The following is a 19428-nucleotide window of genomic DNA, read 5'->3' on the forward strand; positions in this document are numbered from 1 at the left end:
CTTCCTTTGTACTCACCCTCTCGGGCTTTCCTCCGGGCTTTCCCTTCGGTCTTGCGTTTCCGACTCTATCAGACTCTTTCGTGTCCGATTCCCGGCCGAAGCGGCCCCCCGCATAGCAGGAGAATTTTTGCTGCGCTTTCCAGTTCTTCGCTTTCGCGTTTCCCTTTCCGGCGAGCCCGACTCTATCAGGCCATTTCCGTTTCCCTTGACCAGTCCTGCAGGCATGCAGAAGCTGAATCCGGGTTAGGGTTTGGGCTTAAGAGTTGCCGCCGGCCCCGACGCGATGGCGTGCTGGGGCCAGGCAGGAGTACGACAGTACAGGCCGCTGGGAGTCGAGGCAAATCGTTTCCGGTGCCCCCCTAGGTCTGCGAACCCATTGGACTCGGGCGGAACCGGGACTTCTTATGACTTACGCTGCTGAACAGTACGCCGTCCCCTGCAAGCCGCGGCGGCCCCATTGAAGCTCCACCCTGGGAGGCTCCCTATGACCACTGTGACGTCCCCTCTTGACGGACGCGCCATCGGACTCGCTGCGGTACCCGACCCGGTCTTCTCCGGTGCGATGGTCGGTCCCGGAACGGCTATCGACCCCGTGCGCGAGGCGTCGGAGGCCGTTTCGCCCGTGGACGGGATCGTTGTCTCCCTTCACCCGCACGCCTTCGTCGTCGTGGACGGGCAAGGGCACGGGGTGCTGGTGCACCTGGGCATCGACACCGTTCAGCTCAACGGCGAGGGCTTCGAGCTGCTCGTCAACAAGGGTGACACGGTCACGCGGGGCCAGAGCATCGTGCGATGGAACCCGGCTGCCGTGGAGGAGGCCGGCAAGTCCCCTATCTGCCCGATCGTGGCGCTGGAGGCCACGGTCGACTCCCTCTCCGACGTCCGCGAAGACGGCGATGTCAAGGTTGGCGACACACTGTTCGACTGGCGGTGACGCGTTCGGCGCAGTAAGAGCCGACTGGACATCCACCGCGGTGGCACGGATCGCCGCACAATCTGAGACGGGTGAAATGGAGACAACGCTGCGAGGCGTCGGCGTGAGCCACGGTGTGGCGATCGGCGAGGTTCGGCACATGGGTACGGCTGTACTCGAGCCGCCGACCAAACGGATTCCCGCGGAGGAGGCCGAGCGCGAGCAGGGGCGTGCTCGCCAGGCCGTGGACGCCGTTGCGGCCGACCTGAATGCCCGAGGCAATCTGGCGGGCGGCGAGGCGCAGGCGGTACTCGAGGCGCAGGCTCTGATGGCCCAGGACCCCGAGCTCATGGCCGACGTGGACCGGCGCATCGCCGTCGGGAGCAGCGCCGAGCGTGCGGTGTACGACGCCTTCGCCTCGTACCGGGCTCTGCTGGCCGGTGCCGGCGAGTATCTGGCGGGACGGGTCGCAGACCTCGACGATGTGCGCAACCGGATCGTGGCGCGGCTGCTCGGTGTGCCGATGCCGGGTGTGCCGGACAGCGACGAGCCGTACGTACTGATCGCACGCGACCTGGCGCCTGCCGACACGGCACTGCTCGACCCCGCTCTGGTGCTCGGATTTGTCACCGAGGAGGGCGGACCGACCAGTCACAGCGCGATTCTGGCGCGGGCGCTCGGTGTGCCGGCCGTGGTGGCTCTCCCCGGTGCCGGTGAGCTGGCCGAGGGCACGGTCATCGCGGTGGACGGCAGCACCGGCGAGATCTTCGTCGAGCCGAGCGAGGCGAAGCGCGCGGAGATGGAGAGCGCCGCCGCGGCCCGCAAGGCCGCGCTGTCCGCTTCCACCGGTCCGGGTGCGACATCCGACGGTCACAGGGTGCCGCTGCTCGCCAATGTGGGCGGGCCCGGCGATGTGCCGGCGGCGGTCGAGGCCGGTGCCGAGGGTGTGGGTCTGTTCCGCACCGAGTTCCTGTTCCTGGATGACAGCAAGCAGGCGCCGTCCGAGGAGAAGCAGGTCGCGGCGTACCGCGCAGTGCTGGAGGCGTTCCCCGCGGGGCGCGTCGTGGTGCGGGTGCTGGACGCCGGCGCGGACAAGCCGCTCGACTTCCTGACGCCCGCGGACGAGCCGAACCCGGCGCTGGGTGTGCGTGGGCTTCGTACCCTCCTGGACCATCCCGAAGTGCTGCGGACCCAGCTGACCGCGCTGGCGAAGGCGGCCGAGGGGCTTCCGGTCTATCTCGAGGTCATGGCTCCGATGGTGGCGGACCGCACGGATGCGAAGGCGTTCGCCGACGCGTGCCGGGCGGCCGGGCTGCAGGCGAAGTTCGGTGCGATGGTGGAGATTCCGTCCGCTGCTCTTCGCGCCCGCTCGATCCTGCAGGAGGTGGAGTTCCTGTCGCTGGGCACCAATGACCTGGCGCAGTACACCTTCGCCGCCGACCGTCAGGTGGGGGCGGTGTCGCGGCTGCAGGATCCGTGGCAGCCCGCACTGCTCGATCTGGTGGCGCTGTCGGCTGACGCCGCCAAGGCCGAGGGAAAGAGCTGTGGTGTGTGTGGTGAGGCTGCCGCCGATCCGCTGCTCGCCTGCGTGCTGACCGGTCTGGGTGTCACCTCCCTGTCGATGGGTGCCGCGTCCATTCCTTATGTCCGCGCCACGCTGGCGAAGTACACGCTCGCGCAGTGCGAGCGTGCCGCTGCTGCCGCACGTGCGGCGGACTCTGCCGACGAGGCGCGGCTCGCGGCTCAGGCGGTGCTGTCGGGCGAGTAGCCCGCGGAGCGGTTGGTGAAGGGGGCTTCCCGCCTGACATGGCGGGAAGCCCCTTCGCTGTGTCAGCGGTGTTCCTCCGGTTCGTCGGCGCCGATGTCGAACCCTGCGCAGTACTCCACGCCGGACTCCGGGGAGACCGGATCGCCGGTGTCCGCGTCGGTGCAGTAGGCGCTGAAGACCTCACCGGCGGTGAGCGGTACGAGGCCGCCGCGGGTCAGGCGCCAGCCATGGACGCGGTCGGGGGACCCGGGGTTGCTGGTACGGAGTACGAGTCCGCCGTGACTCTCGAGGGCCACGCCGACGGCGAGAACGGTGACGAACTCTGCTCCTTCCCCCGAATCGAGGCGAGCCGGACCCGTCGTGCCGCGCTCGGTGTGGAGGACGGCGAGGAGCTGTTCGTTCTCCGTGGGGGTGCTGCACACCACGTGGTGCGTGCCCGGGCCTGCCGTCTCCAGCGTGCGCATCAGGAGGTGGGACGCCCGGTCGAAGGCGGCGCGGCCGATGTCATGGCCGCAGTCGGCGCATGCGCCGAGGCCGGACAGGAGCGTCGTGGCGTACTCCCACGTGGCCAGCCGGACCGCTCGGCTGACGAGGAGCGGGATCAGCGTGTCGATGGGTTGTCCGGTGTACGCCACCGTGGCTCCGGTCGCGGCGATTTCGGCGGTGAATCGGCTGCGGCTGGCCGGGGCGTCGGCGGCAAGGCCGGATTCGGCGCAGAACTCCGCGTAATCCTCCGGGTCGAAGAGGGCCACGGTGGTGTGCATGCCCTGGGCCGCGAGCGTTTTGAGCAGGCCTTCGACCTGCTGCAGGTAGACGGTGTGGTCGTCGAAGGTGAAGGTGCGGTAGCGCCGCATGGCCGCGAAGTCCTGCTCGTCGGCCAGGAGGCCGATGGTGCTCGGTGCTTCGCGGCGCAGCATGCGTCGCATCGATGTGCCGGTCCGCCGATAGGCGGTGTTCCTGGTGTTCCCGGTGTGCGCCACGACTCCCCCAGTGCACTGTCGAACATTGCTCACTCAGAGTAATCAGAGGCACTGACAGCGCCGGCTTTCAGCGGCGCTTGCGGGCCAGGTCCTCGTAGAAGTGGAGCAGTTCGAGGTTGTCGATCGAGCCGGGATTGACCGCCTTGGCCAGGGCTGTTCCCTGGAGGAGGCGCTTGACCGGAACCTCGATGCGCTTGCCGGTGAGCGTGTGCGGGATGCCGGGGACCTCGATGATCTCGTCCGGGACGTGCCGCGGCGAGAGATTCTCGCGGATGGTCTGTTTGATGCGGTCGCGCAGGCCGTCGTCGAGGGCGGCACCATCGGCGAGGTGGACGAAGAGCGGCATCCAGTAGCCGCCCTCGGGCTCTTCGAGGCCGATGACCAGGGATTCGCGGATCTCGGGGAGGCGTTCGACGGCTTCGTAGATGTCGGCGGAGCCCATCCGTACGCCCTGGCGGTTGAGGGTGGAGTCCGAGCGGCCGTGGATGATGACGGAGCCGTGGTCGGTGAGGGTGATCCAGTCGCCGTGGCGCCAGACGCCCGGATACATCTCGAAGTAGCTGTCCCGGTAGCGGCTGCCGTCGGGGTCGTTCCAGAAGTGGATCGGCATGGAGGGCAGCGGGTTGGTGACGACGAGTTCGCCGACCTCGCCGATGAGCGGCTTCCCAGCGGGGTCCCAGGACTGGAGGTCCGTACCGAGGCAGGGCGCCTGGAGTTCGCCGATGTGGACAGGCAGGGTCGGAACGGCGCCGGCGAAGCAACTGCAGACGTCCGTGCCGCCGCTGACGGAGGCGATCCAGAGGTCGTCGGCGACTTCGTCGTGGAGCCAGCGGAATCCGTCGGGCGGGAGCGGGGAACCGGTGGTGGCCACGCACTGGATGCGCGAGAGGTCGAGGTCGCGGCCCGGGTGGACGTCGGCCTTGCGGCACGCCATCACATAGGCGGCGGAGGTGCCGAAGAGGGTGGCGCCGGTCTGTTCCGCGACGCGCCACTGGGCGCTGACGTCGGGGTAGCCGGGGCTTCCGTCGTACAGCACGACCGTGGTGCCGGTGAGCAGGCCGGAGACGAGGAAGTTCCACATCATCCAGCCGGTGGAGGTGTACCAGAAGAAGCGGTCGTCGGGCCCGAGGTCGCAGTGCAGTCCGAGCTGCTTGAAGTGTTCGAGGAGGATGCCGCCCTGGGACTGGACGATCGCCTTGGGAAGTCCGGTGGTACCTGAGGAGTACAGCACCCACAGCGGGTGGTCGAAGGGGACCTGCTCGAAGACGGGTTCGGTGTCCGCGGAGGTGAGGGCGGACCATTCCAGGGCGCCTTCGGGGGCAGGGGTGCCCAGCAGCGGGATGTGGACGACGGCGCGCAGGGTGGGCAGTTCGCCGCGCAGTTCGGCGACCGTGTCGGTGCGGTCGTGTTCCTTGCCGCCGTAGCGGTAGCCGTCGACGGCAAAGAGGACGACGGGTTCGACCTGCTGGAAGCGGTCGAGGACGCTGCGGGCGCCGAAGTCCGGGGCGCAGGAAGTCCAGACGCCGCCGACGGCCGCGGTGGCCAGGAGCGCGACGACCGACTGCGGGATATTGGGGAGGTAGCCGCTGACGCGGTCGCCGGGGCGGACCCCGAGTGCGCGGAGTTCGGCGGCGAGGGAGCCGACCTGGCGGCGCAGTTCGGACCAGCTGACCGGGGCCTGGGCGTGGGTCTCGTCGACGTGGATGAGGGCCGGGGCACCGGCGCGCAGGGGGTCCTCCGCGGCACGCAGGGCGTGTTCCGCGTAGTTGAGGGTGGCGCCGGGGAACCATTGGGCGCCGGGCATGGTGCGGTCGCCGATGACGGTCTCGTACGGGGTGGAGAACCGTACGTCGAACCAGTCGGCGACGGCCCGCCAGAAGGTGTCCAGCTCGTCGACGGACCAGCGGTGCAGCGCCGGGTAGCCGCCGTCGGCCGGTGCGCCGTACCGCTCGGCCGCCCAGCTCTGGAAGCGGGTGACCGCCGCGGCGGCGATGCGCTCGGCGTCGGGCTGCCAGAGGGGGGCTTCGTTCGCTGCTGAGGTCATGGGGCGGCTCCCTGGCTGTACGGGTACGCGGGGTGGGCGTGGTTCACGCGCACACGTGCTGGGGTGTGCGCGTGAGGCGGCTTTCACGGACGATGCCATGTGATCGTCTTCCGCACCAGGGTTCCCTGCCCATGGTTGCCTGTCCGGGTATGTGGTCCGGCCACGGGTGAACGGAAGTTGAACGAAGCCCACCGCCGCTCCGTCAGGTGGCAGGGTGAGCTGCATGAACGGTCGTGACCTGGTGCGCTCGGTAAAAATGGTGGGTTCGGTGCAGGGGCTGCGCACGGTGCGCTCGGCCTGGCGGCGGCAGCGTGCGGATGCGCGCGCGCTGCCGCCGCGGCGTGCGGAGCGGGCGAGGGTGCCGGGTCTCCTGGTGGGGGCGGAGCCCGGGCCCGGTGGCGGTCTTGTGAGGTTCGCCCGTTCGGAGCTGCGCATACGGGTCGCGGTGGGTGGTGCCGTGTTCTGGGCGTGGGACGGGGCGGAGCCGCTGCCGTCGTACGCGCTGCCGGGTCCGGCGCCGGAGCCGGATCCGCGGGCTGTGCTGGAGCCGGACAAGGACGGCGGCTGGCAGGTGGTCTCGGAGCGGATGACGGTGGTGGTGTCCCGGCACGGGGCGGTGGAGCTGCGTACGCCGGGCGGCGTGGTGCTCCGGCGGGAACTGCCACCGCGCTGGTGGGAGCCGGCGGCGGGTGGTCCGGCCCGGTGGGTGCAGCGGTCCGAGGTGCCGGCGGACGCCCGGTTCTTCGGGCTCGGCGGGCGGGCGTCGGGGCCGCGGCTGCGCGACGGCGTGTACGAGCTGTGGAACACCGATCCGGGCGGGCGCTTCGGACCCGGTGACGACCCGCTGTATCTGACGATGCCGGTGCAGCTGGTGGTCTCGGACGCGGGGACGCATCTGGCGTTCCACGACAACACCTGGGCGGGACGGGTGACGCTGCGCGAGGGTGAAGAGGGCGCGGGGTCCGGCCATGACCGTCCGGGCCGTTGCGAGGTGCGGATGGACGGGGGGCCGCTGCGCTGCTGGGTGGTGGCGGGTACGCCGGCCCGGGTGCTGCAGGGCTGGACGGCGCTGACGGGTGCGCCGGCGCTGCCGCCGTCCTGGGCGCTGGGTCCCCAGCACGCCCGGTGGGGGTTCGGCAGTGAGCGTGAGGTGCGGCGAGTCGTCGCCGGGTACCGGGAGCAGGGCCTGCCGCTGTCCGTTCTGCATCTGGACATCGATCACTACGACGGGCACCAGGTCTTCACCGTCGACCGGTCACGGTTCCCCGACCTGCCGCGGCTGGCGAAGGAGTTGCGGGAGGACGGGGTGCGACTGGTGTCCATCGTCGATCCGGCGGTGAGGGCGCTGCCGGGGAATGCGGTGTTCGACTCCGGTTCCGCGGTCGGTGGGGCCGGCGCGTTCGTCCGGGACGCGCGGGGGCGGACGGTGCGCGGGGAGGTGTGGCCCGGTGAGTGCGTGTATCCGGACTTCACCGATCCGCAGGTGCGGGAGTGGTGGGGCGGTCTGTATGAGGAGCGGCTGGCACAGGGGTTCTCCGGTGTGTGGCACGACATGAACGAACCGGTGTCGTTCTCGGCGTTCGGCGACCCGACGCTGCCGCGTTCGGCCCGGCACTCCCTGGAGGGCCGCGGGGGTGATCACCGGGAGGCCCACAATGTGTACGGGCTGGCGATGGCGAGGGCCGGATACGAGGGGCTCCGCCGATTGCGGCCGGACGAGCGGCCCTTCCAGTTCTCGCGCTCCGGCTGGGCGGGGATGCAACGGTACGGGGGCACGTGGTCCGGCGATGTGGCGACGGGCTGGCCGGGGTTGCGTGCCTCGCTGTCGCTGGTGCTGGGCCTTGGCCTGTGCGGGGTGCCGTATTCGGGCCCCGATGTGGGCGGGTTCGACGGGTCGCCGTCCCCCGAGCTGTATCTGCGGTGGTTCCAACTGGGTGCCTGGCTGCCGTTGTTCCGTACGCACGCGGCGATGGACGCGGGGCGGCGGGAGCCGTGGGAGTTCGGGCCCGAGGTGCTGGAGCACGCGAGGGCGGCGCTGGTGGAGCGGGAGCGGCTGCATCCGTACTTTGTGACGCTGGCCCAGCTGGCCCGGCTGACGGGCGCGCCGTATGTGCGGCCCCTGTGGTGGGGGGCGCCCGGGGACCGCGCGCTGCGGGAGTGCGAGGACGCGTTCTTGCTGGGGGATGCGTTGCTGGTGGCGCCGGTGCTGGAGCGGGGGACGGATCGCCGGGCGGTGCGGCTGCCGCGGGGACGGTGGTACGACATGGCGACCGGCGAGGTGTACGAGGGGCCGGGGCAGGTGCTGGTCGAAGCGCCGCTGTCGCGGGTGCCGGTGCTGGTGCGGGCGGGGTCCGTGATTCCGGTGCGGGGCGCGGACGGGAATCTGGAACTTGAGGTGTGGACTCCGGTTGCCGGGCGTACCGGGGGTGGTCTGGTCGTCCGTGACGCGGGTGACGGCTGGGAGCAGGCTGAGGTCGAGCGGTACACAGCGCGGCTGGTGGGCGGGCAGGTCGTGGTGGAGCTGGAGGGCGGCGAGGGCGAGGTGACGTGCCCGGTCCGGATACGAGGGGTGTGATGCCTGTCAGCGCTGGTCGTAGCGGCCTTCGAACCAGGCGCGGGCGGCCAGGGTGTGCAGCGGGAAGGCCAGTTCGGCGGGGGCGCGGAGCAGGCTGTGGCCGGCGGTCTCGTCGGTGGGCGCGGACGGGGGGAGGGAGGCGACCGGGCGTGGCGGGAGCAGGCCGAAGAGGAGAAGGTGGCCGTCCGGTGCGCTGAGGGCGTCGGCGAGGCGTACGTCCTGCTGGTCGGCTTCGATACCGGTCTCCTCGCGCAGTTCCCGTACGACCGCGTGCCGCCAGTCCTCGGCGTGGTCGATGAAGCCGCCGGGCAGGGCGAGGCCGCCGCGCCGGGGTTCGATGGTGCGGGTGACGACGACGAGGGCGGTGCCTTCCCGGTCGGTGACGGGGACCAGGGCGACGGCGACCGGCAGCGGGTTGCGGTAAGCGATCGCGCCGCAGGCGGTACAGGTGCGGGGCCAGGTGCCGGTGGATCCCGGCGAGGGCCGGGGGTACGGCGTGCCGCAGCTGTCGCAGTGGGAGTCCTTCATCGGTCGCTGCACCTTTTCCTCCACGCTTTGCTGCGCTGGTTCCTTGGCTCGGTCTTCTCCTCGGGCGCGGACACGCGCGGACTGTATCCGATCATCCTGCCGACACCCCCGCGACTGATGAATGATGCGCTCATGACAGGTACTGCTTCCGCTTTCCGCGTCCTGGCAGCCGCTGCCGCCACCCTGCTCGTCTTCACCGTCGCCTCCCCGCCGGCACAGGCCCAGGCCGAGCCGAAGGCCCCCGATGAGTTCGTCGCACTTCGTTCGGTGGACCCCACGATCATCCAGGAGATGCGCTACCCCACCGGGCACAACTTCATGGGCGAACCGGTCGACGGGTACCGCCGGCCGGTCTGCATCCTGACCCGGCCCGCGGCCCAGGCCCTCCACCGGGCGCAGACACGGCTGCTGCGCCAGGGGTACTCCTTGAAGGTGTACGACTGCTACCGGCCTCAGCGGGCCGTCGACCACTTCGTACGGTGGGCGAAGGATCTCGACGACGAGGCCATGAAGGGCGAGTTCTACCCCCAGGCCGACAAGACGCGGCTGTTTGCGGACGGTTACATCGCGGAGAAGTCCGGGCACAGCCGGGGCAGCACGGTGGACCTGACGCTGGTGAGGCTGCCCGCCGTGCCGACCAGGCCGTACCGGCCGGGCGAGAGGTTGGTGCCCTGCTACGCGTCGCAGGCCGAGCGCTTCCCCGACAACTCGGTGGACATGGGCACCGGATTCGACTGCTTCGACACGCTGTCGCATACCGACGACCCGCGGATCCAGGGCGTGCAGCGGGCCAATCGGCAGTTCCTGAAGACGACGCTCGCCGACGCCGGGTTCGTGAATCTGGCCGAGGAATGGTGGCACTACACCTTCAAGCCCGAGCTGTTTCCGGACACCTACTTCGACTTCCCGGTGGCCAGGAGGTCCGTCGCCGGACACTGAGGTCCGCACCGCACCGGGCCGGTGCAGGCGGACGGGCGGCCGGGACCACCCCCGTGGGTTCCGGCCGCCCGTTCTTCCTCTCGGACGTGGATCGGCCGTATCCGGTTGCTCTCCCAGCCGTTACGGTGCCCGTATGTCACAGCAGACGTTCGATTCGTACGAAGAGTTCTGGCCCTACTACGTGGCGATGCACTCCAGGGCCGCCACCCGGTGGGTCCATCTGACGGGGACCCTGACCGGTCTCGCGGTCACCGTCTACGGTCTGGCCCGGGGCCGCAAGCGGTACGCGGCGGCGCTCCCCCTGATCGGCTACGGCACGGCCTGGCCCGCGCATTTTCTGATCGAGAAGAACAATCCGGCCACCTTCGGGCACCCCGCGTGGTCGCTGCGCGGCGATGTGCAGATGATCCGGATGATGCTGGCCGGGCGCGACAGGGAGCTGGCGGAGACCGCCGCCAAGTGGCTCGCCGAGAACGGCTGACCGTGGCACACTTCTGACGTTCCGTCAGATCCAGTGCCGGGGAGGGACTTTGTCGCGCACGCGCACACCCGTGGTGGCCGGTTGGTTCGCCGAGGGCACCGCCGAGAAGGACTTCCGGCTGCTGGGCACACGCTGCAGCGCCTGCTCGTCGGTCTTCTTCCCGCGCCAGGACACGTACTGCCGCAATCCGGGCTGCACCAGCGGCGAGCTGGTCGAGGTGCCGCTCTCCCGGTGCGGCACCGTCTGGTCGTACACCGACGGCCGCTACCGCCCCCCTGCCCCGTATGCCTCCGACCCGGACACCCCCTGGGAGCCCTATGTCCTGATCGCCGTCGAGCTCGCGGCGGAGCGCATGGTGGTGCTCGGACAGGCGGCACCGGGGGTGGACATCGGTGATCTGGCGGTCGGGATGACCGTCGAGGTGGTTCCGGGGGTCCTGAACGAGGATGCGCCCCAGGGCGGGGGAACCGTGTGGACCACCTGGCACTGGCAGCCCGTGACCACCGCCGCGGGCACGGACCGGGGCGGTGCGGCATGACCGGGGATGTGGCGGTCCTCGGGGCCGGGATGCATCCGTGGGGCAAGTGGGGGCGCAGTTTCGTCGAGTACGGCACGGTCGCGGCGCGAGCCGCACTCAGCGATGCGGGGATCGGCTGGCAGGACGTCCAGTCCGTGGTCGGCGCGGACACCGTGCGCGGCGGCTATCCGGGCTATGTGGCCGGTGCGACGTTCGCGCAGGCGCTGGGCTGGCAGGGCGCACGGGTCACCAGTGTGTACGCGGCCTGCGCGTCAGGTGCCCAGGCCATCAACACGGCCAGGGCGCAGATCCTGGCGGGCATGGCCGATGTGGTGCTCGTGGTGGGTGCGGATGCGGCGCCCAAGGGGTTCTTCGCTCCGGCGGGCGGCGACCGGCCCGACGATCCCGACTGGCTGCGCTTCCGGGTGCTCGGTGCGACCAATCCGGCCTACTTCGCGCTGTATGCCCGCCGCCGGATGACCCTGTACGGGGACACTCCGGACGACTTCGCCCTGGTCAAGGTGAAGAACGCGGCGGCCGGCGCATTGAACCGCAATGCCCGCTACCGCGCGCCGGTGACCGCCGAGCAGGTCGCCGCGTCCGCCGTGGTCGCCGATCCGCTGCGGTTGCTCGACATCTGCGCGACGTCCGACGGGGCGGCGGCGGTCGTCATGTCCAGCATGGAGTTCGCGCGTCGCCACGGGGCAGCCGATCCGGTCCGTATCCGCGCCGTCTCCACCGTGACGCCCACCTACCCGAAGGCCGTACTCGATCTTCCGGACATCGCGACCGATTCGGCAATCGCGGTGGAGCCCGCGCAGGAGAGCTTTCGCGCGTCGATCGCCCGGGCGGCGTACGAGGAGGCGGGCCTCGGGCCGGATGAGCTGTCCCTCGCCGAGGTGTACGACCTCTCCACCGCTCTGGAGCTGGAGTGGTACGAGGACATCGGACTGTGTGCGGCGGGGGAGGGTGCCAAGCTCGTACGCGAAGGGGCCACGGCGCTCGGCGGACGCATCCCGGTCAACCCGAGCGGAGGGCTCGCCTCCTTCGGAGAGGCCGTGCCGGCGCAGGCCATCGCGCAGGTCTGTGAGCTGACCTGGCAGCTGCGCGGCGCGGCGGCGGAGCGACAGATTCCGGGTGCGCGCGCCGGAATCACCGCGAATCAGGGGCTGTTCGGGCACGGTTCCGCAGTCGTCGCGGTCCGCTGAGGGATGCCGGGCACCTCACTCCCTGCCGAACTGTCCGATGCGTGTGCTGTGAACTGGGCTTGTTGTCAGCATTCTTGACGACCGATCAGCACCCGTGAAAACTCCTTGCTCAGTCACTGTCGCCACTCCCGCTCTGCGGCAGATCGACTTGGTCACCACGCTCGTCACGGAAGCCATGGAAGCGCCCGGCGCGATCCGCCGGACAAACCCTAGGAGCGCCATGAGCAATGGAGACATATTCGTCGGGGAAGTCATCGGAACGGCGATCCTCATTCTGTTCGGCGCAGGTGTGTGCGCCGCTGTCACCCTCCACCATTCGAAAGCCAGGGCCGCGGGGTGGGTGGTGATCGCCTTCGGATGGGGCTTCGGTGTCCTGGCCGGTGCGTACACCGCGGCCCCCCTCTCCGGTGGCCACCTCAACCCGGCCGTGACGGTCGGCATCGCCGTCGACACCGGGAAGTGGGACAAGGTTCCCCTCTACATCCTGGGACAGCTGGTCGGCGCAGTCATCGGCGCGCTGCTGGCCTGGCTCACGTACTACGCTCAGTTCCGCGCCGACGCGGACAAGGAAACTGCCGTGCCGACACTGGGGATCTTCTCGACCGCTCCGGAGATCCGCAGTCCGGTGGCCAACCTCGTCACCGAGATCATCGCGACGACCGGTCTGGTGCTGCCGATTCTGGCCTTCGGGAAGAACGCCGGAATCGGGATCGGCCCGGTGGCCGGCGCGGGTGCCGGGGTCTACGGCTCCGGGATCTCCGTACTGCTGGTGTCCCTGCTGGTGGTCGGTATCGGACTTTCACTCGGCGGGCCCACCGGATATGCCATCAATCCGGCCCGTGACCTGGGTCCGCGGCTGGTGCACGCCCTGCTGCCGATACCGAACAAGGGCACTTCCGACTGGAGTTACTCCTGGATCCCGGTCGTGGGACCGCTCGTGGGCGGGTTACTGGCGGGGGTCGTCTTCAACACCGCATTCTAGCCATTCGGGCGCGGGTAATTCAGGCTCCGGTAATTCGAGTTCTCGACTTCGCGACAAGGGGACGCCATGACGGACAGGTTTGTCGCCGCCATCGACCAGGGCACCACATCCAGCCGCTGCATCATCTTCAATCAGGACGGTGCGATCGTTGCCGTCGACCAGCGCGAGCACCGCCAGATCTTCCCGAAACCCGGCTGGGTGGAACACGACGCCACCGAGATCTGGTCCACGGTGCGAGCTGTGGTGGCGGGCGCGCTCGCCACAGCCGGGCTGCGGGCGCAGCAGCTCAGCGCACTCGGCATCACCAACCAGCGCGAGACGACCGTGCTCTGGGACCGGGCGACCGGCCGGCCCGTGCACAACGCCATCGTCTGGCAGGACACCCGTACGTCCGCGCTCTGTCACCAGCTGGGCGGCGCGGACGGGCAGGACCGCTTCCGGGACATCACCGGGCTCCCGCTGGCCAGTTACTTCTCCGGCCCCAAGGTCGCCTGGCTGCTGGACAACGTACCGGGACTGCGGAGCCGGGCCGAGCGGGGTGAGATCGCCTTCGGCACCATGGACTCCTGGCTGATCTGGAATCTCACCGGCGGTACGGACGGCGGCGTCCATGTCACCGATGTGACCAACGCTTCGCGCACCATGCTGATGAATCTGGAAACCCTGGAGTGGGATCCGTCGATCCTGGCCGCGATGAATGTCCCGGAGGCAGTGCTTCCGGAGATCCGGTCGTCGTCGGAGGTGTACGGGACCGCGGTCGGCGCGCTCGCCGGGGTGCCGGTGGCCTCCGCACTCGGCGATCAGCAGGCCGCGGTCTTCGGGCAGGCCTGCTACGACCCGGGTACCGCCAAGAACACCTACGGCACCGGGAGTTTCCTGCTGCTCAACACCGGCAACAGGCCCGTGCCGTCGAAGAGCGGGCTGATCACCACGCTCGGCTACAAGATCGGCGACCAGGCACCCGTCTACTGCCTGGAGGGGTCGATCGCCATCACCGGGGCGCTGGTGCAGTGGTTCCGCGACCAGTTGGGGATCATCCGGAGCGCCGAGGAGATCGAGACACTGGCGGCGAGCGTCGACGACAACGGTGGGGCGTACATCGTGCCCGCCTTCTCCGGGCTCTTCGCCCCGTACTGGCGCTCGGACGCCCGGGGTGTCATCACCGGGCTCACCCGTTACGTCACCAAGGCGCATCTGGCACGCGCCGTTCTGGAGGCGACCAGCTGGCAGACGCGTGAGGTGGTCGACGCGATGTATCAGGACTCGGGGGTGCCCATCACGACGCTGAAGGTGGACGGCGGCATGACGGCCAACCGGCTGCTCATGCAGCACCAGGCGGATGTGCTGGGGGTGCCGGTGATCCGGCCGAAGATCTCCGAGACGACGTGTCTGGGCGCGGCGTACGCGGCGGGGCTGGCGACCGGCGTGTGGTCGGGGCTCGACGAGCTCAAGACGCACTGGCAGCGCGATGTGGAGTGGCAGCCGCACATGGAGCCGGAGATCCGTGAGCGCGAGTACCACAACTGGCGGAAGGCGGTGGAGCGGAGCCTGGGCTGGCAGGAGGAGGACGGCGGCGAGCGGTAGCCGTCCCCTCCGCACGCCGCCGGGCGCCGGATGGCTTCAGGACGCGCGGCCCGTACCCCGGTCGGCGGGGGTACGGGCCGCGTTCCGCCGCGTACTCAGGTGGTGGCGGGCTCGCGGAGGCGGTCCGCTCGGGCCAGCGCGTGTTCGACGACCGCGACCAGCACATCACGCACGGAGGACCGGTCGCGCGCGTCGCACATCAGCACCGGCACCTCGGGGTCGAGGTCCAGCGCGGCCTGCACCGTCCGGGTCGGGAACCGGTCGGCTCCCTCGAAGCAGTTGACGGCGACGGTGAACGGGATCTCGCGCCGTTCGAAGTAGTCCACGGCCGCGAAGCAGTCCTCCAGCCGCCGGGTGTCCGCGAGAACGACCGCACCCAGGGCGCCCTGAGCCAGTTCGTCCCAGAGGAACCAGAACCGGTCCTGTCCCGGTGTGCCGAACAGATACAGCACCAGATCCTCGCGGAGCGTGATCCGCCCGAAGTCCATGGCAACGGTGGTGGTGGTCTTGGCCTCGACTCCGGCCGTGTCGTCCACGGGGCGGCCCGCCTCGGTCAGCCGCTCCTCCGTACGCAGCGGTCTGATCTCGCTGACTGCGCCCACCAGCGTTGTCTTGCCCACACCGAAGCCGCCGGCCACCAGGATTTTCAAGGTAACCGGCTCAACGGGCCGCGTGCTGCGGCTAGAGCGCCCGAAGGCCATTGATCACCTCGCGGAGAATGTTCACATCCGGCAGCTCGGCCGGCGGAACGGGACGGGTTACGTGCACCAGTTCGTCCTCGACGAGATCGCCGACCAGCACCCGGACCACCCCGACGGGGAGATCCAGACCGGACGCCAGCTCGGCGATCGACTGGGGCATGTCATTGCAGAGTTCGATGATCTCCACGTGTTCCGGGGAGAGCGTCTGATTCCGGCCGGGATCGTCGGCCGCGGGTTCCGGGACGACGATCGCGATCAGGTCGAGACGATGGCGGGACGCGCTGCTGGTACGGCCCCGGGTCATCGCATAAGGACGGACCACCGGCCCCGCCTCGGCGTCGTACCAGCGCGACGACTGCGGATCGTCGGAAGCGGCCGGGGATCCGGGGAGTGTGCCCCGGGGGGAGTCAGCGCTCATGCCATCCACTCACCCTCCGGCGTGCAGACCGGACGTCCGTGGGGCGTTGGCCAGGTGGACCCCCACGCGCTTGACCATCAGCGTCATCTCGTACGCCACCTGGCCCACGTCGGAGTCGGAGTCGGCCAGCACGGCGAGACAGCTGCCGTCGCCGGCGGCCGTGACGAAGAGGAACGCCTCGTCGAGTTCGACGACGGTCTGGCGGACGCGGCCCACGTCGAAGTGGCGTCCGACGCCCTTGGCGAGGCTGTGGAACCCGGAGGCGACGGCCGCCAGATGCTCGCTGTCCTCACGGGTCAGGTCCTTGGACGTGCCGGTGGGAAGGCCGTCACTGGAGAGCACCAGCGCCTTGCGGATGGAGCCGACGCGCTCGACGAGTTCGTCGAGGAGCCAGTTGAGTTCGCCGGATCCCTGGCGTGTGGCATTGGGTGCTGCGGCGTTCGGTGCGGTCATCGACCGTCCCCTCCCGGAGTGGTTCCTTGTGCTGTCTCACCGGGACCGGTCCCGTCCTCGGCGTTCTGCCGACGGCCGCGCTGCCAGCCGCGCTGTAGCGATGCCATGCGGTTGCGTACCTCGTCCGCGTCCCGCTCGATGTCCTCCGCCGGTTCGGCGGGGGCCGGCTCAAAAGCGCGGCCGCCGGAGCCTTCGCGGAGCTGTGGGGCGAGGCTGGCCTGCCGGATCCGGCGGGGCAGCCCGTCCACGGTCCCCGGGTTCGAGGACGGTCCGGCGGAACGGGAGGAGGATGCGGCCGATGGCGTCGCCGCAGCCGGTGCCGACGCGGATGCGGCGGGCTCGGTGGGTGACCGGAAGCTGGTGGGCTGCCGGGGTTCGGTGGGCGGCCGGGTGTCGGCGGCGGAGTACCGGGGCCCAGTGGTGGACTGCCCGGCGCCGGCCCCGGTGCGCGAGGGCTCCGGGTCGGTGGTCGTGGGATGCGCGCGGCCGGACTCGTCGACCCGGCGGCCGCGGTCGGTGACCAGGGTCGGCGGCTTGCGGCGGGGCAGCGGCACCGGGCCGCCCGGGCGCATCGTCCGGACGTCGGCGGTGGACCCGGCAACCTGGTCGGCGGCCTGCTGATGCTGGTCGCGGTCGTCGTCGGGGCGGAAGTCGCGGTCGGCATCGCGGCGGAAGCCGCTGTCGGCGTCGCGCCGGAGATCGTGATCCGCTCCACGACGGAGGTCGCGGGCGCGGAAAATGCCGCCGCGCTCGCTCTCGGTGTCGTCGATGTCGGACACTCCGTCGAGTACCGGGTCCGGCACAGGATCGAGTACGGGGTCGGTCCCGAAGCCGAGGGTGCCCACCGGGGCTTCGATCTCGACCGGTCCGTCCAGAGCGGACGGGCCCACGACGCCGGTGGGCACCGGGGCGAGGCCGGTGGAGCCCGCGTCGCCCGTACCGTCGGAAGTCCACCGGTCCGCGACACCGTCCCTGCGGTTCTTGTCGCTGCGCGGTCCCTCATCGCTGGGCCTGCCGGTGCCGATCGCCTTCTGGGCGCGGCGGTCGAGACGGAATCCGGTGCCGTGCGCCTCCGCGGCGTCGGTGAGCAGGGCTGCCGGGATGAAGACGACGGCGGTGGTTCCTCCGTACGGAGAAGTCTGCAGGGAGACGCGGACGTTCTGCCGCTGGGCCAGCCGGCTCACCACGAAGAGGCCGAGGCGGTCGGTGTCGGAGAGTTCGAACTCGGGGGTCTCGGCGAGCCGCAGATTGGCGTCCAGCAGGACCTCGGGGGCCATGCCGAGGCCGCGGTCGTGGATTTCGAGGGTGAAGCCGTTGGCGACGCGCTCGCCGTGCACCTGGACCGCGGTGTGCGGCGGCGAGAACACCGTGGCGTTCTCCAGGAGTTCGGCAATCAGGTGGGTGAGGTCGGCGACGGCGGGGCCGCCGACGCCGATCCGCGGCAGGCGGCGTACCTCGATCCGCTCGTAGTCCTCGACCTCGGCAACCGCTGCCCGTACCACGTCCATCAGCTGGATGGGCTTGCGCCACTGCCGGGACGGCGCCGCACCGGAGAGAATCACGAGGCCTTCGGCGTGCCGCCGCATGCGGGTGGTGAGGTGGTCGAGGCGGAAGAGGTCCGCGAGCTCGTCGGTGTTCTCGGTGCGGCGTTCCATGGCGTCCAGGAGCGTCAACTGGCGGTGCAGGAGGACCTGGTTGCGCCGGGCCAGGTTCACGAAGACTTCGGAGACGCCGCGTCGCATGTCGGCCTGCTTGACCGCGGCTTCGACAGCGGCGCGTTGCAGGGTGTTGAGGGCCTGGCCGACCTGGCCGATCTCGTCCCGCTCGTAACTGAGATGCGGGGCCTCGGTCTCGACGTCGACGTGTTCGCCCGCGGCGAGGCGGCGCATCACGCTCGGCAGCCGTACGCCGGAGACCTCGTGGGCGTCCTTGCGGAGCCGGGAGAGGTCGCGGACGAGTTCGCGGCCGACGCGTACGGATACGAAGACGGAGATGAGCAGGGCGAGGAAGCCGAGGACGCCCGCGACTCCGGCCTTGATCAGGACGCTGTAGCCGACGGGCCGGCCGCGGTCCTGGAAGCGGTTGTCCATCTCGGTCGAGTCGTTGGCCAGCCGGTCCAGGACCGGCGGGGCCACCTCCTGCCAGCGTTCGGCGTCGACCGAGTGGGGGTTGCGGGTGGGGCCGGCGGCGATGAGCTTGTTCTCCGCGGTGCGCAGCGGCTCGCTCTCCGGGCTCGCCCAGTACTGCTCCACGCGTCGGCGCTCCGCCGACGGGAGGACCTCGACGTTGATCTCGTAGAGCAGTTTGCGGTTGGCGACGAGATCGGAGATCTGGCGGAGTTCGGAGGCGTCGAGTCGTCCGGCGACGAGCGCCGAGGCCACCCGAGCGTCTTCCCGGGAGAGCATCTCGCGGGCCTGCGAGACGCCGGCCAGAGCGCGGACCTGCTTGTCCATCGACGCGTTGTCCGTTGTGTGGAGACCCGTCAGGAAGCGGTAGCACGGGTCGACGAGACGGTTGTAGAACTCCAGCGCCTGGTTGCGGTCGATGGTGCGTTTCTCGACGGAGTCGCGGAGCGCGCCGAGGCCGTCGACGGCGCTGAGAATCGAATTGAGCTGTGCTTCGGCATCGGGACTCAGCGCGTCGCGGATGTCCTTCTGCCGGGCGCTCTCCTTGACCTCCGCCACAACGCGGTCGGTCGCGGCCCGTTGGCGGCGCAGCAGGGGAAGCGCATCGGAGGCGCGGGGGTCGGCGAGGAAGACAAGTGTCTGGCGGCGCTCGTTCTGGATGACCCGGACGGTGTCCTCGAGAGGGTGGCCGACCTTCTCCACGATGGTGCTCGCGCCCATCAGGTCACCGGCCTCACGGCCGGTCAGGAAGGTGGCAAAACCCCAGAGCCCGGTGAGGGAGACGAGCGGCACCAGCAGCAACGCCACGATCTTCCTGCGGATGGACTTTCCGCGAAAGCGCATGGCCTCCCCCAGCTCGGCCCCGCACGGCGGGGGTGGGTGTTCCGTCAACAAACGGCGCGAGCCTACTACTGCCACACAGACAACTCGAAGACACGTCCGGACTATTTTCGGCCGCACTGCCCCATGTTGATCATGAATTGCCGCGGCATTCCGGGAGATGAAATCCGCGAAAGCGGCAGAAGAGACCCGGCAGAGCGACTCAATCCCTCACCGGGCAGATGGCTGGAACTCTTCGTTCCGCGAGGGATCGGGGGAATCTTCACTGCCGGTCACTCGTCTATATGCACGAGGGAGAGGGGCTGCGCGGAGCGTGTAAGGCAGGACGGTTCGGTTCGCCCGCGTAGAAACGACGCATGCCGGGCAGCAAC

The 19428-nt window shown here is 70.0% G+C and carries 16 protein-coding genes; 9 read left to right on the forward strand and 7 right to left on the reverse strand.

The window, feature by feature from the left end:
• Positions 1-484 precede the first annotated feature (484 nt).
• Together ABZV38_RS29840 and ptsP are read left to right on the forward strand one after the other, a co-directional pair.
• Positions 485-934 carry a PTS glucose transporter subunit IIA gene (locus ABZV38_RS29840; protein ID WP_356331545.1) on the forward strand — a complete coding sequence of 150 codons (450 nt, stop codon included), beginning with the start codon at positions 485-487 and terminating at the stop codon, positions 932-934.
• Between the two features lie 76 nt (positions 935-1010).
• Entirely contained in the window at positions 1011-2681 is a 1671-nt protein-coding gene (ptsP, locus tag ABZV38_RS29845; RefSeq protein ID WP_356331547.1) for a phosphoenolpyruvate--protein phosphotransferase, read from the forward strand.
• Positions 2682-2743: 62 nt separating this feature from the next.
• Here ptsP and ABZV38_RS29850 read toward each other — a convergent pair whose 3' ends face one another.
• Both ABZV38_RS29850 and ABZV38_RS29855 read right to left on the reverse strand, forming a co-directional pair.
• Positions 2744-3607 carry a hypothetical protein gene (locus ABZV38_RS29850; protein WP_356331572.1) on the reverse strand — a complete coding sequence of 288 codons (864 nt, stop codon included), beginning with the start codon at positions 3605-3607 and terminating at the stop codon, positions 2744-2746.
• A gap of 121 nt (positions 3608-3728) precedes the next feature.
• A complete protein-coding gene (locus ABZV38_RS29855) occupies positions 3729-5705 on the reverse strand; it encodes an acetoacetate--CoA ligase (RefSeq protein WP_356331548.1) in 1977 nt (658 codons plus the stop codon).
• Positions 5706-5928: 223 nt separating this feature from the next.
• Here ABZV38_RS29855 and ABZV38_RS29860 point away from each other — a divergent pair, with 223 nt between their 5' ends.
• Positions 5929-8280 (forward strand): glycoside hydrolase family 31 protein, encoded by a 2352-nt coding sequence (locus ABZV38_RS29860; protein ID WP_356331549.1) that lies wholly within the window; start codon positions 5929-5931, stop codon positions 8278-8280.
• A gap of 6 nt (positions 8281-8286) precedes the next feature.
• Here the strand turns inward: ABZV38_RS29860 and ABZV38_RS29865 are convergent, their stop codons facing one another.
• Positions 8287-8808: an NUDIX domain-containing protein gene (locus ABZV38_RS29865; protein WP_356331550.1), complete on the reverse strand. Its 522-nt coding sequence runs from the start codon at positions 8806-8808 to the stop codon at positions 8287-8289.
• Positions 8809-8940: 132 nt separating this feature from the next.
• Here ABZV38_RS29865 and ABZV38_RS29870 point away from each other — a divergent pair, with 132 nt between their 5' ends.
• From ABZV38_RS29870 to glpK, 6 genes are all read left to right on the forward strand, one after another.
• Positions 8941-9747: a M15 family metallopeptidase gene (locus ABZV38_RS29870; RefSeq protein ID WP_356331551.1), complete on the forward strand. Its 807-nt coding sequence runs from the start codon at positions 8941-8943 to the stop codon at positions 9745-9747.
• A gap of 133 nt (positions 9748-9880) precedes the next feature.
• Positions 9881-10228: a DUF962 domain-containing protein gene (locus ABZV38_RS29875; RefSeq protein WP_356331552.1), complete on the forward strand. Its 348-nt coding sequence runs from the start codon at positions 9881-9883 to the stop codon at positions 10226-10228.
• Positions 10229-10277: 49 nt separating this feature from the next.
• The gene (locus ABZV38_RS29880; protein WP_356331553.1) at positions 10278-10766 is read left to right on the forward strand and encodes a zinc ribbon domain-containing protein; all 489 of its coding nucleotides are present in this window, start codon (positions 10278-10280) and stop codon (positions 10764-10766) included.
• Positions 10763-11953: a lipid-transfer protein gene (locus tag ABZV38_RS29885; RefSeq protein ID WP_356331554.1), complete on the forward strand. Its 1191-nt coding sequence runs from the start codon at positions 10763-10765 to the stop codon at positions 11951-11953. Before ABZV38_RS29880 ends, ABZV38_RS29885 begins: the two co-directional genes overlap by 4 nt.
• A gap of 220 nt (positions 11954-12173) precedes the next feature.
• Complete coding sequence (locus ABZV38_RS29890) at positions 12174-12935, forward strand: MIP/aquaporin family protein (RefSeq protein WP_356331555.1); 762 nt, start codon at positions 12174-12176, stop codon at positions 12933-12935.
• Between the two features lie 66 nt (positions 12936-13001).
• On the forward strand, positions 13002-14519 hold the full coding sequence (gene glpK, locus ABZV38_RS29895; protein ID WP_356331556.1) for a glycerol kinase GlpK: 1518 nt from the start codon (positions 13002-13004) through the stop codon (positions 14517-14519).
• Between the two features lie 95 nt (positions 14520-14614).
• Here the strand turns inward: glpK and ABZV38_RS29900 are convergent, their stop codons facing one another.
• The 4 genes from ABZV38_RS29900 to ABZV38_RS29915 are packed head-to-tail and all read right to left on the reverse strand — an operon-like array spanning position 14615 to position 19060.
• Positions 14615-15220: an ATP/GTP-binding protein gene (locus ABZV38_RS29900; RefSeq protein WP_356331557.1), complete on the reverse strand. Its 606-nt coding sequence runs from the start codon at positions 15218-15220 to the stop codon at positions 14615-14617.
• Positions 15201-15638, reverse strand: coding sequence for a DUF742 domain-containing protein (locus ABZV38_RS29905; protein ID WP_356331558.1), 438 nt, complete (start codon positions 15636-15638; stop codon positions 15201-15203). The genes ABZV38_RS29900 and ABZV38_RS29905 overlap by 20 nt, the downstream gene beginning before the upstream one ends.
• Positions 15639-15647: 9 nt before the next feature.
• Positions 15648-16091 carry a roadblock/LC7 domain-containing protein gene (locus ABZV38_RS29910; RefSeq protein WP_356331559.1) on the reverse strand — a complete coding sequence of 148 codons (444 nt, stop codon included), beginning with the start codon at positions 16089-16091 and terminating at the stop codon, positions 15648-15650.
• Positions 16088-19060, reverse strand: a complete 2973-nt coding sequence (locus ABZV38_RS29915; RefSeq protein WP_356331560.1) for a nitrate- and nitrite sensing domain-containing protein — start codon at positions 19058-19060, stop codon at positions 16088-16090. Before ABZV38_RS29915 ends, ABZV38_RS29910 begins: the two co-directional genes overlap by 4 nt.
• Positions 19061-19428: the final 368 nt, after the last annotated feature.

It is taken from the genome of Streptomyces sp. NPDC005181, assembly GCF_040608395.1.
Taxonomy (GTDB): domain Bacteria; phylum Actinomycetota; class Actinomycetes; order Streptomycetales; family Streptomycetaceae; genus Streptomyces.

What these genes read in the sequence shown, in the direction of transcription:
- ABZV38_RS29865 (WP_356331550.1), bottom strand. Translation starts at nt 8,808, where the DNA reads ATGAAGGACTCCCACTGCGACAGCTGCGGCACGCCGTACCCCCGGCCC.
- ABZV38_RS29860 (WP_356331549.1), top strand. Translation starts at nt 5,929, where the DNA reads ATGAACGGTCGTGACCTGGTGCGCTCGGTAAAAATGGTGGGTTCGGTG.
- ABZV38_RS29885 (WP_356331554.1), top strand. Translation starts at nt 10,763, where the DNA reads ATGACCGGGGATGTGGCGGTCCTCGGGGCCGGGATGCATCCGTGGGGC.
- ptsP (WP_356331547.1), top strand. Translation starts at nt 1,011, where the DNA reads ATGGAGACAACGCTGCGAGGCGTCGGCGTGAGCCACGGTGTGGCGATC.
- ABZV38_RS29910 (WP_356331559.1), bottom strand. Translation starts at nt 16,091, where the DNA reads ATGACCGCACCGAACGCCGCAGCACCCAATGCCACACGCCAGGGATCC.
- ABZV38_RS29890 (WP_356331555.1), top strand. Translation starts at nt 12,174, where the DNA reads ATGAGCAATGGAGACATATTCGTCGGGGAAGTCATCGGAACGGCGATC.
- glpK (WP_356331556.1), top strand. Translation starts at nt 13,002, where the DNA reads ATGACGGACAGGTTTGTCGCCGCCATCGACCAGGGCACCACATCCAGC.
- ABZV38_RS29905 (WP_356331558.1), bottom strand. Translation starts at nt 15,638, where the DNA reads ATGAGCGCTGACTCCCCCCGGGGCACACTCCCCGGATCCCCGGCCGCT.
- ABZV38_RS29875 (WP_356331552.1), top strand. Translation starts at nt 9,881, where the DNA reads ATGTCACAGCAGACGTTCGATTCGTACGAAGAGTTCTGGCCCTACTAC.
- ABZV38_RS29900 (WP_356331557.1), bottom strand. Translation starts at nt 15,220, where the DNA reads ATGGCCTTCGGGCGCTCTAGCCGCAGCACGCGGCCCGTTGAGCCGGTT.
- ABZV38_RS29915 (WP_356331560.1), bottom strand. Translation starts at nt 19,060, where the DNA reads ATGCGCTTTCGCGGAAAGTCCATCCGCAGGAAGATCGTGGCGTTGCTG.
- ABZV38_RS29850 (WP_356331572.1), bottom strand. Translation starts at nt 3,607, where the DNA reads ATGCGACGCATGCTGCGCCGCGAAGCACCGAGCACCATCGGCCTCCTG.
- ABZV38_RS29840 (WP_356331545.1), top strand. Translation starts at nt 485, where the DNA reads ATGACCACTGTGACGTCCCCTCTTGACGGACGCGCCATCGGACTCGCT.
- ABZV38_RS29855 (WP_356331548.1), bottom strand. Translation starts at nt 5,705, where the DNA reads ATGACCTCAGCAGCGAACGAAGCCCCCCTCTGGCAGCCCGACGCCGAG.
- ABZV38_RS29870 (WP_356331551.1), top strand. Translation starts at nt 8,941, where the DNA reads ATGACAGGTACTGCTTCCGCTTTCCGCGTCCTGGCAGCCGCTGCCGCC.